Origin of the sequence: Bifidobacterium sp. B4142 (genome assembly GCF_026537325.1) — a bacterium.
Lineage (GTDB): Bacteria > Actinomycetota > Actinomycetes > Actinomycetales > Bifidobacteriaceae > Bombiscardovia.
This window is the reverse complement of record NZ_JAFNMJ010000001.1, coordinates 387,761-401,040: the sequence shown is the minus strand read 5'-3', so window position 1 is coordinate 401,040 and position 13,280 is coordinate 387,761. Positions and strand designations below refer to the sequence as shown.

Annotated in this window: 12 protein-coding genes; 6 read left to right on the top strand and 6 right to left on the bottom strand. The window is 60.7% G+C overall.

Translation table 11 applies throughout. The annotated features are described in order from the left end of the window. Positions 1–19 precede the first annotated feature (19 nt). The 3 genes from J3U06_RS01750 to J3U06_RS01740 are packed head-to-tail and all read left to right on the top strand — an operon-like array spanning position 20 to position 4,332. Complete coding sequence (locus J3U06_RS01750; RefSeq protein WP_267444117.1) at positions 20–2,062, top strand: DUF4037 domain-containing protein; 2,043 nt, start codon at positions 20–22, stop codon at positions 2,060–2,062. A 12-nt stretch (positions 2,063–2,074) separates the two neighbouring features. Beyond that, positions 2,075–2,731 carry a DUF4125 family protein gene (locus J3U06_RS01745; RefSeq protein ID WP_267444116.1) on the top strand — a complete coding sequence of 219 codons (657 nt, stop codon included), beginning with the start codon at positions 2,075–2,077 and terminating at the stop codon, positions 2,729–2,731. A 44-nt stretch (positions 2,732–2,775) separates the two neighbouring features. Beyond that, positions 2,776–4,332 carry an alpha/beta hydrolase family protein gene (locus J3U06_RS01740; protein WP_267444115.1) on the top strand — a complete coding sequence of 519 codons (1,557 nt, stop codon included), beginning with the start codon at positions 2,776–2,778 and terminating at the stop codon, positions 4,330–4,332. Here J3U06_RS01740 and J3U06_RS01735 read toward each other — a convergent pair. Then, the gene (locus J3U06_RS01735; RefSeq protein WP_267444114.1) at positions 4,282–4,716 is read right to left on the bottom strand and encodes a hypothetical protein; all 435 of its coding nucleotides are present in this window, start codon (positions 4,714–4,716) and stop codon (positions 4,282–4,284) included. The genes J3U06_RS01740 and J3U06_RS01735 overlap by 51 nt on opposite strands. Next, the gene (locus J3U06_RS01730) at positions 4,709–6,613 is read right to left on the bottom strand and encodes a PspC domain-containing protein (protein WP_267444113.1); all 1,905 of its coding nucleotides are present in this window, start codon (positions 6,611–6,613) and stop codon (positions 4,709–4,711) included. The genes J3U06_RS01735 and J3U06_RS01730 overlap by 8 nt, the downstream gene beginning before the upstream one ends. A gap of 113 nt (positions 6,614–6,726) precedes the next feature. Between J3U06_RS01730 and J3U06_RS01725 the strand changes: the two genes are divergently transcribed. Both J3U06_RS01725 and J3U06_RS01720 read left to right on the top strand, forming a co-directional pair. Next, on the top strand, positions 6,727–8,040 hold the full coding sequence (locus J3U06_RS01725) for an ATP-binding protein (RefSeq protein ID WP_267444112.1): 1,314 nt from the start codon (positions 6,727–6,729) through the stop codon (positions 8,038–8,040). 98 nt (positions 8,041–8,138) lie between these two features. Beyond that, a complete protein-coding gene (locus J3U06_RS01720) occupies positions 8,139–8,840 on the top strand; it encodes a LuxR C-terminal-related transcriptional regulator (protein ID WP_220236221.1) in 702 nt (233 codons plus the stop codon). 8 nt (positions 8,841–8,848) lie between these two features. Here the strand turns inward: J3U06_RS01720 and J3U06_RS01715 are convergent, their stop codons facing one another. After that, positions 8,849–9,568 carry a hypothetical protein gene (locus tag J3U06_RS01715; RefSeq protein WP_267444111.1) on the bottom strand — a complete coding sequence of 240 codons (720 nt, stop codon included), beginning with the start codon at positions 9,566–9,568 and terminating at the stop codon, positions 8,849–8,851. Between the two features lie 172 nt (positions 9,569–9,740). On the opposite strand from J3U06_RS01715, the gene J3U06_RS01710 reads away from it, so the two are divergent. Continuing rightward, positions 9,741–10,352 (top strand): Type 1 glutamine amidotransferase-like domain-containing protein, encoded by a 612-nt coding sequence (locus J3U06_RS01710; RefSeq protein ID WP_220236223.1) that lies wholly within the window; start codon positions 9,741–9,743, stop codon positions 10,350–10,352. A gap of 12 nt (positions 10,353–10,364) precedes the next feature. Here J3U06_RS01710 and J3U06_RS01705 read toward each other — a convergent pair whose 3' ends face one another. The 3 genes from J3U06_RS01705 to J3U06_RS01695 form a co-directional block, all read right to left on the bottom strand. Beyond that, positions 10,365–11,897 carry a ClC family H(+)/Cl(-) exchange transporter gene (locus J3U06_RS01705; protein WP_416378926.1) on the bottom strand — a complete coding sequence of 511 codons (1,533 nt, stop codon included), beginning with the start codon at positions 11,895–11,897 and terminating at the stop codon, positions 10,365–10,367. A gap of 141 nt (positions 11,898–12,038) precedes the next feature. Further along, complete coding sequence (locus tag J3U06_RS01700; RefSeq protein WP_267444109.1) at positions 12,039–12,482, bottom strand: YbaK/EbsC family protein; 444 nt, start codon at positions 12,480–12,482, stop codon at positions 12,039–12,041. A 148-nt stretch (positions 12,483–12,630) separates the two neighbouring features. After that, on the bottom strand, positions 12,631–13,260 hold the full coding sequence (locus tag J3U06_RS01695; RefSeq protein WP_267444108.1) for a hypothetical protein: 630 nt from the start codon (positions 13,258–13,260) through the stop codon (positions 12,631–12,633). Positions 13,261–13,280: the final 20 nt, after the last annotated feature.

The following is a 13,280-nucleotide window of genomic DNA, read 5'->3' as shown; positions in this document are numbered from 1 at the left end:
GTCGAAGCGAGGGAGCCAAATGAACGGCAAAGAGGTCAAGGACCACACTGACGAAAAAAATCTGAAGGAGGTTCGATTCTCCATAGGAGGCGCCGCAACATATGTGCTGCCGGATGGAAGCTTTGACAGCAAGTCCTTCCTGGACGGGTTGGACGGGATCTTCAAAAGAGGAGGGGCCAGGGAAGAAGCCGAACCCTACCTTCACAGAGCCTTGGCGGTTGCAAAGAACGCAAATGACAATGCAGGTCTTTTGACCGTGCTCAACGAGACTATGGGATTCTATCGTTCGCAGGGCAGGCATTCGGAGAATTTGCAAGTTATACATCAAGCCATCGAATTGGCCACCCAAATGCAGATCGAGGGCACCGATTCCTGGACCACAACCCTGATCAACGCGGCCACCGGCCTGCGCGCCGCCAAGCAGTATGATCAGGCCGAGGACCTCTACCAGCAGGCCCTGGCTTCTGCGCAGAAGACCTTGAAGCCTGTTGACAGACGACTGGCCGCCCTGCACAACAACCTGTCCATGCTCTACAGCGAAACCGACCGGCCCGACAAGGCCGAGCAAGAGCTGCGCCGGGCCATGGGCATCCTGGAGAATTCCAGTATTGATCCTTCCCGGGATCTGGATCTGGCCTCCACCCACACCAATCTTGCCCTCCTGCTCATGCAGAGCAAGGACAATCCGCAGGCTCTGCAAGAGGCTTGGAACCAGGCCCGCACCGCCCTGGACATCTATCGAACCGGCCACCTGGAGAACAGCGCACACTATGCCTCGGCCCTGGCAGGCTTCGCCCAGGTCTGCTACATGACCGGTCGTTTCAGCCAGTCGGCAGACACCTACCGCAAGGCCCTGGCCATCATTGAGGACCGGTACGGCAAGGGCAGCGATTACTACCAGGTCACAAAGGCCAATCTGGACCAGGCCCAGTACGCAGCCGAAGAGGCCAGGGACAAAGATCTATCCGATCAGACTGGCGAAGCAGCATCCAGCCAGCCGAAGACCAGGTACCAGAACGATGACAACGATCGGCATGACTCCCGCCCGGATATTCAAGGGCTGGATCTGGCCAAGGCCTACTGGGAGCAGGTGGGTCGCCCCATGCTGGAGGAACGCTACCCTCAATATCGCGGCAGGATTGCCGTGGGCTTGATGGGCCATGGCTCGGACTGCTATGGGTTTGACGATGCCATCTCCCGAGACCATGATTTCGGCCCGGGCTTCTGTCTGTGGCTGACCAGCGAGGATTACCAGGCCATTGGCGACCAGCTGCAGAAGGACTATGAGACCCTGCCCGCTGAGTTCATGGGGTTCGGTGCGCGGACCGACAGCGTCAGAGCAAAAGGAAGCAACCGGCGCGTAGGCGTCTTCGAGATCGGCGCCTTCTTCGAATCCCTGACCGGCTACCGGCAGGCGCCCCCGGAGGATCACTCCCACGAGTGGCTGCTCCTGGACGAGGCGACGCTGGCGGCGGCCACCAACGGCAGGATTTTCGCAGATCCTCTAGGACAGATGCTGGCCACCCGGCAGGGGTTCAAGGCGATGCCCGACGATGTGCGATTCTGCCTAATCTCCCGTCGGCTGGGCATGATCGCCCAGGCAGGCCAGTACAACCTGCCGCGGAGTCTGCAACGGGGCGACGGGGCTGCAGCCATGCTGTCAATCAACGAATTCGTGCAGGCCTGTGCCTCCCTGATCTTCCTGATCAACAATCCGTTGACAGTCGGGTATCTGCCCTACTACAAGTGGACCTTCGCGGCCCTGCGGCGACTGAGCGGACGAATGGCCACCAGACTGTCCGATCTGACCGAGCAACTGGAAGACATCCTGCGCCTGGCTTCGGCTGCCTGCTACGGGGGGCAAGGCTTTGGCGAAGGCGGCAAGGGATCCCGACCGGCCGCCGAACGCGTCACCAAACTTGTGGAGTCCATCTGCGCAAGAATCGTAGAAGAGTTGCAAGCCGAAGGCTTGACCAACAGCCCGGAAACCTTCCTGGAATGGCAGCGCCCCTATGTCGAAGCCCACATCTCTAGCGAGGATCCGATTCTGCACAGCATCTGAAAGGAGCCGAGGATGGCAAACGACGAGCAATGCCAGGATGAGGGATCTCTGCGCGAGCGGATCGTCCACCACGAATGGGAACAGTTCCAGCAGGTCAACAATGAGGGAGGTCCGGCCAACTGTCAGGGCAACTGGCCCATGTTCCACCAGATGCGCCTGAGCCAGTTTCTGACCTGGCCGCATCCCCTGCTGTCCAGCTATGCGGACGACCTGGACCAGGCCGACAAAGAGGGGCGCAACCTGTTGACCGAGAAGTACGGTCGGATGATGGAATCCACAGCCCCGGACCAGTACCACGACACCATCGCCCCCTACCTGCCCAGGCTGGGCCTGGATCGCCAGGAGCAGCAGGAGCGCATCATCAAAAAGCAGGTGGCCTGGGCCAAAAGCTTCAGCGAGCGTTACCCCCGCCTAGGTCAGGAGATGCGGGTCCTGCGCACCAGCGAAGACACGCCGGAGACCACCTCCTTCGAAACATACCTGCGTGGCGAACTCGGCACCTACTCGGCCCGAACACTGGACCTCTACCAGTCCATGGTGGCCCAGATCGAGGCCCGGGGCGGCAATCTCACCGAGGAAACCATTTTGGCCACGGTGCAGATGAACGGCTTTGAGACCCTGGACGAGGCCGAACAGGCCCAGGACCGACTACCTGAACCACGATCATAAGGTCCATCTCTGCAACCAGTCGAGCGGTCGGGTAGAGTTGACGGGTGCAAAAGCTGAAAAGGGCGGGCTTAACTGCCGCCTCCTTTGTGGTCATCCTGCTGGTCATGCTTCTTTTGGGCCAAGCCATGACGCCGGACTGGCAGGTGGAACCCTACCGCGACCATCTGCAGGTCTCGACCCGCTCCACTGCCGTCGCCTCGAGTTTGGGCCCCACTACCCCTGAGGGCACCCACCCAGTCAGGGAACGGAAGATCAGGATCACTCTGGATGGAGAAGTTCGTGTCCAAGCCATCGTCAGAGAGCCAAGCGACCGAAAGGGCACCGGACCAGCCTGTCTGTTCATTCATGGTGCCGGAACAGGCAAATCCTCCGAGGTGTATGGCGACCTGGCTTCAGCCATGGCCTCAGCCGGCATCACCACCCTGGTGCCCGACAAGCGCTTGGACACCTATACCGCTTTCCACCGTGATTATCAGGCCATGGCCGCAGACTACGGGCGTTCCCTTAGCCGTCTGCGCTCTTGGCCAGGCGTAGATCCGGCCAAAGTGGGCCTGTACGCCGAGTCCGAGGGCACTTGGATATCGACCATCATGACCGCCAAGGATCCCAGCATCGCCTTTTCCGTCCTGACCTCGCCTCCCGTCTACCCGGGGCGGCGGCAGATGGCCATGGCGGCCACCAACTACTTGGACCTGATTGGCGCACCCAAGGGGATCCGCAACGTGATACCTAGGCTCATGGGCATGGACCTGTCCCTTCTGGGCCTGGAATACGCCGACTTCCCCTCCCTGCCCTATCTGGATAAGCTGCATATGCCGGTCATGATCAACTTCGGCACTATGGATGTCTCCATGCCGGTCGAGCAGGGGGCGCGCGAGATCATCCGCAGAACCCATGCAAGCGGCAACGACAACGTAACCCTGCGCTACTACCCCACCAACCATCAGATCCGCACCGGCAGCAGGCTGGCCAAGGCCGGGTTGCCCCTGGAACCTCGATATACCCATAATCTGGAAGACTGGATCAATGCTGTAGCACAGGGCACCCAGGCCGACCAGTGGTCCACTCCCATGATTGCCGGCAGCCAGCCCCGCCAGCTCAATCGGGTACCTGATCGCACCGACGCCGGGCTCCTTTCCTCATTGACTGCCCTGTTGATGTTGATGGCCAGCGGCCCCTGTCTGCTGGCTGCCGCCCTGGTGTCTGCTCTAATCGGAGCTTTGAGCTCACATCTGCGAGCGCGGCAGAATGACCGAGAACGGCCCGGTTTCAGCAAAGGCCTGACGGGACGGCTCTGGTCACTGGCCCTGCTCGCCGCAGGACTGATGACGGCCCTGCTGGCCTATGCCCTTACTACGGTCCGTCAGGCACTCGGCCTGGTCCATCTGTCCTCAGTAATGACATCCTGCTGGCCCTTCTTGTCGGTCCTCTGCCTGGTGCTCACCATGCTCTTGGCGAGCACCATGACTTCTATCGTCAGCCGATCCGACAAAGAGCCAGCTGTGGCAGGGGCTGGCCACTGGCTGACACTGGCTCTGACCCTGCTGGGGTCACTGGCCATCCTTGGCAGCTTGATCTTCTGGAACGTCCTGGCGGTTTGAATCCTGGCGGGTACGCTTTGATGATGCCAACCAGCACAATATGGCCACGCCAATCAGAACCACGCCCAGTCCGATCAGAATGAAAGGCAGAATCCGCTGCCAGGGTATGGTCATGGTCAGGTACGGACCGTAACGCAGAAAGACTAATCCCAAGGCCAGCATAGCCAGAGCCAGAAGTCCGACCAGGACACCCAAAATGATAGTGGGAACGCTGGGGCCGCTCGGACGGACCGGTTCCGGCGGCTGCATCCGGACTTGGTATATCGGCGGGGGCGTCTGCGTGTCATGCGCCTGTCCCGATTGGGTAGCGGTCGGCATGGCCGTGGTGTTCCGACCCTGAGGATCCAGCGGCTGGCTTTCTCCTAATTGTTGCTTGTCAGTCATCTTCCTGATCCTCCTCCTGCCACCAGGCGTGGTAGCCGTAATCCCAATATTTGCTGATTGGTCCGTTGTCGGCCTGCGCCCGCTCCGGCTGGGTGACGCTCCCGCGGGCTTGTACAGTTACCCGGCCACCCGTCAATAGACTGGCGTCGACGATCAACTCAGGCTGGTCAGGCATATGCTGCTGATCCTCCTGGGTGGCTCGCAGGTCTTCCTCCCAATCGCGTCGTTCAGCTGATGGCAACGAATCGCCCCACCACATCCAGCTTCCCCGATCAGTCTGGGTTATCCAGTCGCCCACGCCTGACCCAAAGACCCTGTAGAGGTCGGAATGCTCCCGGTAGAACAGGCTGCATCCTTTAGGAATGAGTAGACGGACATCAGCATAGACCACCGCCAGTCGGACTGTGCCGGTCGGGCAGCCTGAGACCGTACTCGCCGCATCAGCCATCACCTGGACCCGGTGGGTGCCGTGTTCGTGCTCGTAGCCAGTAAGGTCGATGACGGCGCTTCCCTGATCGTGCGGGTCGCCGACCAGCTTGATGCCACGGTGGTAACCCCTCATGTCGCTGCTACTTGCTCCCAGCGTGCGCCCATGATTGCCTCCGTTGACTCGAATAGCGGCATAGTCGGCCATGACCCTGCGGTTCTGTCTCTGCTCAATGCCTGCCACGGCCGAACCGATGCCCAGACTGATGACGACCAGGCATGCCACCAGAGCAATTGGTGTCAGCCCTCCCGCCCTGCGACCCATCAAGCCCAGGATCAGGATGACCACTCCCAGGATCAGCGTGACGCCTCCAGCCCATATCAGGGCATAGATCAAGGCCGCATTCACCCCGCGATAGGGATTCGTGGCCATCAACCAGACTGCCGCTCCAGAGACCAGGATCAGCCCCGACAACAGACTGACCAGCACAGGTCCGGCAGGGCGGCGCCGCACCCTGGGCGGAACTGACGGACCATTACCGACCATTCCTGGCCCAGCCGAGAATGATCCAGCTGCGCCATAGCCCGGCCAGGCGCCGAATCCGTCCGGCTGAATCATGTCCCCGGCGCGTTCTGCAGAACCGTCTGTCTCCATACAGCCTCCGGAAGGTGCACCGGCAATGGGATTCTCCCCACCCTGCGCATTATTCGAATCGCTGCCAGTGTTTGCCGAATCCTCTGTCCCGAAAAAAGGTCCAGAAGAGGTCACATCCCCTTGTTGTCCCCAAGTTCCATACGAATCGGAATGCTCTGGCTGGTCCTTGTATCCTTCCGAACCCGGATTGCTCGCTGACTGTGTATTGCTTTGTGTGCCTGTGTAATCCTGGTATCCCTCATACCCCGAAAAGCTCGGATACTCAGGCTGACTCGAATGCCATCGCGGATCCGCACCGCGCGGGCGTTGCGAATACTGCGGTCCCATCATCCAAGGATCACCCGAAACCGGTCTGTCTGCATTCGGCCCACTCCCGTAATCTCTTTGATGCTGCAGGGCCTTATTGCGGCTCCACCGGATAAGAAGAAACAGGATCAGCGCGCCCAAAGCCAAGGAAAAAAGTCCGACTCCAGGAATCAGAATGGCCAGCAGCCAATAAATGATGATACCCACCATGGAAGCGTGCCAAATCCCGTGAATCAGCTCTTGGGCGATGATGACCCCACGCCGGTCCGGCAAGACGAACCAGGCAAAACCGTAAAAGGCGGCACCGGCGCCGAAGAGAAAGACCGCCAGAATCATCAGCGCTCTGACCAGGGTCACGCTCCAGCCCAGCCGACGGGCCAAGGCTACGCAGACACCGCCGATCCATCCTTGGTCGCGGATCAGATAGGACTCTCTACAGGCGCGGAAGAACCTGTCGGACTTCCACTGCCAACCATTATCGGGGCCATTGCCGTTCATCTCGCTACTCATATCTTCATTACAGCACCCAGCGAGCGCAAATCTTATGGGGGAACACCCTGATTGGACCCTGATTCCTTCCGCTTATTGCCCTATCGGTACCCTCGGGAAACAATAATGGAGGCATGAACGCACCCATGCAGGAAGAACAAACGTTGAGGGAACCACCTCCTCTGCACCCTGCGCGCATGCCCCTGATGAGGCCGCATAAGGGCAGGATTCTATGCGGAGTCTGCAAGGGCATCAGCCTGCACCTGGGTATTCCCGTCTTCTGGATCCGCCTGCTCATGGTGCTCCTGGCTCCCAAAATGATCACCTGCGTGGTTTACTGCTTTCTTTGGCTGACGCTGCCCCAGGGCGATCCCACCCAGGCAATCCAGTCGAATGACCCGCGGTCGGCCCCGCTGGCGCCCAGCATCCTGACTGAACAGTCAGATCAAAAGGAGAATCGCAGCATCACCCCCGGGCGGATAACCAGATTGTTGGCAGGCCTGGGCATCATCCTCCTCCTGTCTGCGGTCATTCTGCTCAAGAGCGGCATGCGTCCCGCCTTGGTCGTCCCCTGCTTGCTTTTCTGTGCCGGACTGGTCCTGGCCTGGCTGAGGCCGGAAAGCCAAGGAGCCGGCTACCACTTGTCGGCCCTGATCGGCAGCCTGGCTCTGATCCTGTCGGCAGCAGTGATCTTCCTGCTATCCACACAGGAATTGTCTTGGGCTCTGACCCTGATAGTCCTGGCCGGTCTGCTTCTTGTGGGCGTGACCGCAGTGGTCGTGCCCTGGATCGGCTCAATCCTCAGTCAGCTGGGCGACGAACGCGCCATGAAGGAGCGCGAGGAGGAGCGGGCCGATATGGCAGCCCACCTGCACGATGGCGTTCTGCAGACCCTGGCCCTGATTCAGCTGCATGCCGACGACCCGCATACCGTCTTCACCCTGGCTCGATCCCAGGAGCGCGATCTGCGCAACTGGCTCTATCAGGAACGCACTCCCTCGGATCGGTCAGTCAGCACAGGGCTGAGCCAGATAGCCGCGCAGGTGGAGGACGAATCCGGCAAGCCGATCGAGGTGGTCACCGTGGGCGATGCCATGCCCTGCGCCCAGACCGATGCCCTGCTTAACGCGGCCCGGCAGGCCCTGGTCAATGCCGTCACCCACGGCGGTGAACCCATCTCCGTGTATTGCGAGGCGCGCAGGAATCAGGTCGAAGTCTACGTGCGCGACCACGGTTCGGGCTTTGATATGGATGCGATTCCAGCTGATCGCCTGGGAATCCGAGAGTCCATCATCGGCCGGATTCGTCGGCGGGGCGGCAGGGTCGAGATCGTCTCCCGTCCTGGTTGGGGCACCGAGGTCAGGATGCACATGCCGCTGTCCGAAGCCAGCCAGCACCAGGAGGGCAAGGTTGGTCGAGCTGAAAAAGGGACTGATGCCGAGCAATGATAGGATGCATGGTGAACCATTCATTCACAGACGCATGCCGGTCCGATCCCACCCGCACTTGAGGACCCGCGTCGGGAAAGGCGGGCTGAACCACGCCCATGACCACGACTGCAGCAGAGCCCCATCAAGCCGAGGATGGGTCCGCAAACATTCGCGTAGCCGTCGTCGACGACCATGAGATGTTCCGTACCGGCGTCATCACCACCCTGCAGCCGCATTTTCACATCGTGGGTCAGGCGGCAGACGTGGAATCCTCCATCCTCATGGTCAGGCAGACCCGCCCCGATGTGGTTCTGCTGGATGTGCATGTGCCCGGTGGCCAGGGCGGCGGAGGCGCCGAAATCTTAAGCCGCTCCCACCCCCTCTCCCCGCAGTCGGTCTTTCTGGCACTTTCCGTATCCGACTCACCCAGGGACGTCGGCTCGGTCATCCGCGCCGGAGCCCGTGGTTATGTGACCAAGACAATCTCCGCCAAGGATCTGGTTTCTTCAATCCGCCAGGTGCACGAAGGATACGCCGTCTTCTCGCCCAAGCTGGCTGGATTCGTGCTCTCCGCCTTCCAGGAGGACGAGGCCGCAGATACCGGTCTGGCAGAAGACGACGAACTGGATCGGCTCTCCGCACGCGAGCAGGAGGTCATGCGCCTGATCGCCCGCGGCTACACCTACCGCGAGGTAGCCTCTGAGCTGTTCATCTCCATCAAGACGGTTGAGACCCACGTCTCCAACGTTCTGCGCAAACTCCAGCTATCCAACCGAACCGAACTGACCCGCTGGGCCGCTGACCGCCGCATCGTCTGAAAGTCCGCTCAACAGGCCACGCCGTGCTGGCGAAGAAGCTGACGCAGACTGCTGATGTCACGGGCAACAATCCCTTCCATGCCCAGCCGGTCAGCCACAGCAACATGCACAGGGTCTGCATCAACGAAGATCGTATGCCCCGGGCTGATGGCGAAACGGCGCAGGGCTAGACGATAGAGGAGCGAATCGGAGAGGTCCAGATGCTCCTGGGATGAGATCAGGACACCTTTCAAGGCAGAGAGCGGTGAAAGCAGCTCGGATACCGACTCGATCAGCTGACCAGTGGATGCCGCCAGGCCCCAAAGGGCCAGGCCAGCTCGCCGCAGATCCTCCAGCAGCTCCGACGCTCCGGGAAGCAGGCCCTTCACTGCCAGGGCGTAGTTTTCCAGACAGACGCGAACCACCCAGGCGACTGCAGGCCCGTGAGTGGTTTCATAGTCGGCCAGTGCTTGGTGCGGGTCCACGCCCAGATTGATCTGTCTGCTGACACAGGCGAAGCCCCAAGGGTCCTTCGGGTCCAGCACCATATCGATCACACTGTCAGGGTACTGCCCGACCAGGGCCCGACGCGGATCCCAATCCACTAAGGTCCCGGGCAATGCGAAGAGGATGCTCCCGCCTGGGGCCGCTAGATCGAAGCGGTCATCGCTGGATGTATCCTCACCTGGCAGGTCGTCCGATACGCCTTGACCAGATCCCTGTTGGAATTCCTGATGCTGCCTTGCCATGTCCCCAGAGTAGACATCTGGACCTACAGGGCCTAGGGCAGATTCCAGTCGACATGTTGTCAATCACTCAGCGGAGGTCGTTGCATTGATATATTGGGTTCAGCAACAATCGGATTTCATGCTTTGCCACCTGTCCAAGGCGGAAGTCCCGCCTGCTACGAAAGGAGCCGTCATGCGTCGGCTGCTGCTCACATCCTCGTTCCCCGCTACCGCTGACAGGTTGCCCACCTTCCTCGAGAGCTCCCCCAAGAACCATACGGTGGCCTTCATCCCAACGGCCAACCTTCCACAGCGTTCGGATGGTTATGTCCAGGAAGCTCGCAAGGCGTTCACCGATATGGGCTGCCGGATCGACGACCTGGAAGTCTCGACCGCCGATCCTGAGGCCATACGCCGGAGCCTGGAGGAGGATGATCTCATCTACCTGTCGGGCGGCAACACCTTCTTCCTGCTGCAGGAGCTGCGTCGCTCGGGAGCTGCTGACCTGATCAGGCAACAGGTGGATCAGGGCAAGCCCTACATCGGCGAATCGGCCGGCGCGGTCGTGGCCGGTCCCGATATTGGCTATCTGGATGCCATGGATCCACGCTCGGCCGCCCCGGATCTGGACTCCACGGCCGGCTTGGGGCTGGTGGACTTCCGCCTCCTCCCCCACCTGGATTCCGAGCCTTTCGCCGACGTGACCGGTCGCATTCTGAATCGCTACTGCGACGATCAACCTATGGTGGCCATCAGCAACACCCAGGCCGTGGCAATCCGCGGGCGCTGCCTGACCATTCTTTAGGGAGAAGACCGCTCAGCGACAGAGGCCTTCCATGACCTGGCGGGCCTGATCCAGTCGATCGCCCGGACAGAGCAGGATGACGTCATCCCCAGCGAGCAACCGCAGATCACCTGCAGGAATCAGCCTATGCTCGCCCCTGCGCAGACCGACGACGGCGCATCCGTTCGGCCAGGGGACTTGCCCCAGCAGACGACCAGCTGCCGGACTGCCATGCTCTATGGGAAACTCCACGGTGATCCTGTCAGGGATCTGGGCATCGGGGGCATGCCCTCGGCGGTAACGCTCCAACAGAGCCTCGTAAATAGGCTGGACACCCAGCAGATCAGACACCATCAGGGCTGTGAAGGCGCACAGAGCCACAGGGAGCATATGGACCAGAGAGCCGGACATCTCCACTGTCAGCAGGATGGAGGTTATTGGGGCTTTGACCGAGGCCGTCAGAGTGCCTGCCATGGCGCAGACCGCACAGACCGGAATGATCCGGACAGGCATTCCCAAGGCTGCCGCGCCCATCCCGCATAGGGATCCAGCCAGCGTACCGACTGCCAGGATGGGCATGAAGATGCCGCCAGGGACGCCGCTGCCGAAGGAAGTGGCTGTAAAGAGCATCTTGACCAGAAGCAGAACCAGCAGGTTGATGGCCACCGACCAGGCCACCTCACGAACGCCTTCCGCCTTGCCGATCAAGTCCTCGCCACCACCCAGAACAGCAGGCAGCAGCAATCCGACCGGAAGGGCAAGGAAGAGGGAGATCACCGGTCCCAGCTTTGAGGGCAGATGGCTGTATAGGCTCTGCGCAACCAACAGCAGGCGGTTCATGGCAACCCCCACCAGGCCGGCCATCAGCCCCAGGGGAATCATCAGCAGATACTGGGCGATGGTCAGCTGGGGCAACGCAGTGAAGTCCAGGACAGGACGCAGGCCGAAGCGGTTCTTGGCAATAAAATCGGCGCTCAGGCAGGCCATGGCCGCCGACAGAAGGATCATGGGAGAGAAGGACCGGTGGATCTCCTCCAGAGCGAAGACCATCCCCGACAGCGGCGCGTTGAATGCTGCAGACAGACCGGCAGCCGCACCAGAGGTCACCAGGCAGGTCTCCTCCACACGATCTCGGCGCAATCCTCGGGAAACCAGCTGGGAACCAGCCGCCCCGATCTGCACCGAGGGGCCCTCGCGTCCCAGCGACAGGCCGAACATGCCGCAGGCCAGACCACCCAGGAATCGTACGCCCAGCACAGGCAGGGCGGGCATGCGCATGCCGTGGATGACCACCCCCTCCACCTGCGGAATGCCGGAGCCGGAGGCCATGGGAACCCGACCGACCATCCAGGCCAGGGCAAGACCTACCGCCAGGACGGCCAGCAGCCATGGAGGAATCATCAGAGGCTGGTCACGCATTTGCGCGTAGGCCCATCGAGCGAACCTGGTGCCATAGCCGATGCCCTGCCGGTAGAGCACCACCAGCACTCCCACCAACAGTCCGCAACAGGCCGCCCTGAACGCCACAAGCCACCGGCCTGCCCGACCTGGTCTGGTCACCCGCATCGGTCGGTGACGACAATCCTGATCCTCATTATCTGCCGACTTCCTTCTCCAAGGCAGATTCCGCCTCACCGGCCTGCTCCCTTCCTTCCCGCGTGCACGACAGCTTCCAGCTTCCTCCGGGGCGGAGACCCGAGGATGATTTCAGTCGACGACATCATTCATGGGGAGTATGAACACCCGAGAGACCAGCTTGCGGGCAAGGTCCGGCAGGCAGGAGCCAGGCAGGCAGATAGACACATCATCAGAGCCCAGCGGCAGCGCGGTCTGTTCATCAGTCGCCGTCAGATCACCGTCCAGGACGACGGTGTCCACCTGGTCTTGATGACCCACAAGATCCAGCAGCGAGACACAGCCCGGCATTGTATCCAGACATTTGCGCAAGGTGGCAGCCGAGGCCATGTGCAGCCTCCGGCATCCGACAAGTTCCCGCACCTGCCGCAGATCAGGACGCCTTATGCCCTTGGCCACCATGAGCATCAGCAGCCCTCCGGCATCCTCCAGCAACAGGAACTTGGACAGGTTACCGGCAGACAGTCCCAGTATGTCGGCAATGCCCAGAGCCAAGCCCTGGTCAATGGTGTCCAAAGGGGGATGCTGAGCAAGGCGCCAACTCGCCCCTGAATCATCCAGAAGGGTTCGCACGTCCGCTGGCACAAGCTTTTCATTCAGATGAGCAACGCCGGGTTCGGGGGCTGACCATGATCCGCGGCCTCCCGTTTTCGCAGACGCCGTGTCATTCATCGATCACCTCCGAATCAGGCTTCAGCTCCTTTTCCTTCCGTCCGATGCGCTTCCGGTTGATGCGGTAATAGGCGTTGAACAGACCGCCGGCGGTCAGCGCAACAACCAGAAGGATCAGTAACCAAATGTTCTTTTCTATGTCAACGGTTTCAAGCAGTTCATAAGCAGATGAGATCATCTTCAGCCAGCCTGCAACTGACACGTAGTACCAGGCGGTCGCCTGATCAAGGAAGCTCAGGGCGCGTCGACGCTCGGACCTGGTTCTGGTAGCCTGGCGAAGAATTTCATACCCGCGTTGACGCTCCTGCTTGATCTTGACACTGGGGACCAGCCACCACCAGGGCGAGATTTTGCTCCAATTCTTGCTGATCTGGTCGAAGCCATCCAAAAGCTCCTGATATTCCTGCAGCTCCATCAGTCCTTGGAAAAGTGGGAAGCTGAAAAGCAACCAATCTCCGAGCAGCGAAACGATGGCGATGAATAGATGCACAGCCTGGCCTTTCCTCGCAAAGACGACGCACAACAGTCGGTTCCCATGACTGATCACGGGCCCTTTTATCATTGTAGACGCCAAAGTCCAGTCCGGACCGTCACCATGCCCATGCTTCTGCCCTGATGCCATGACAAATCGCAGCCATGGAT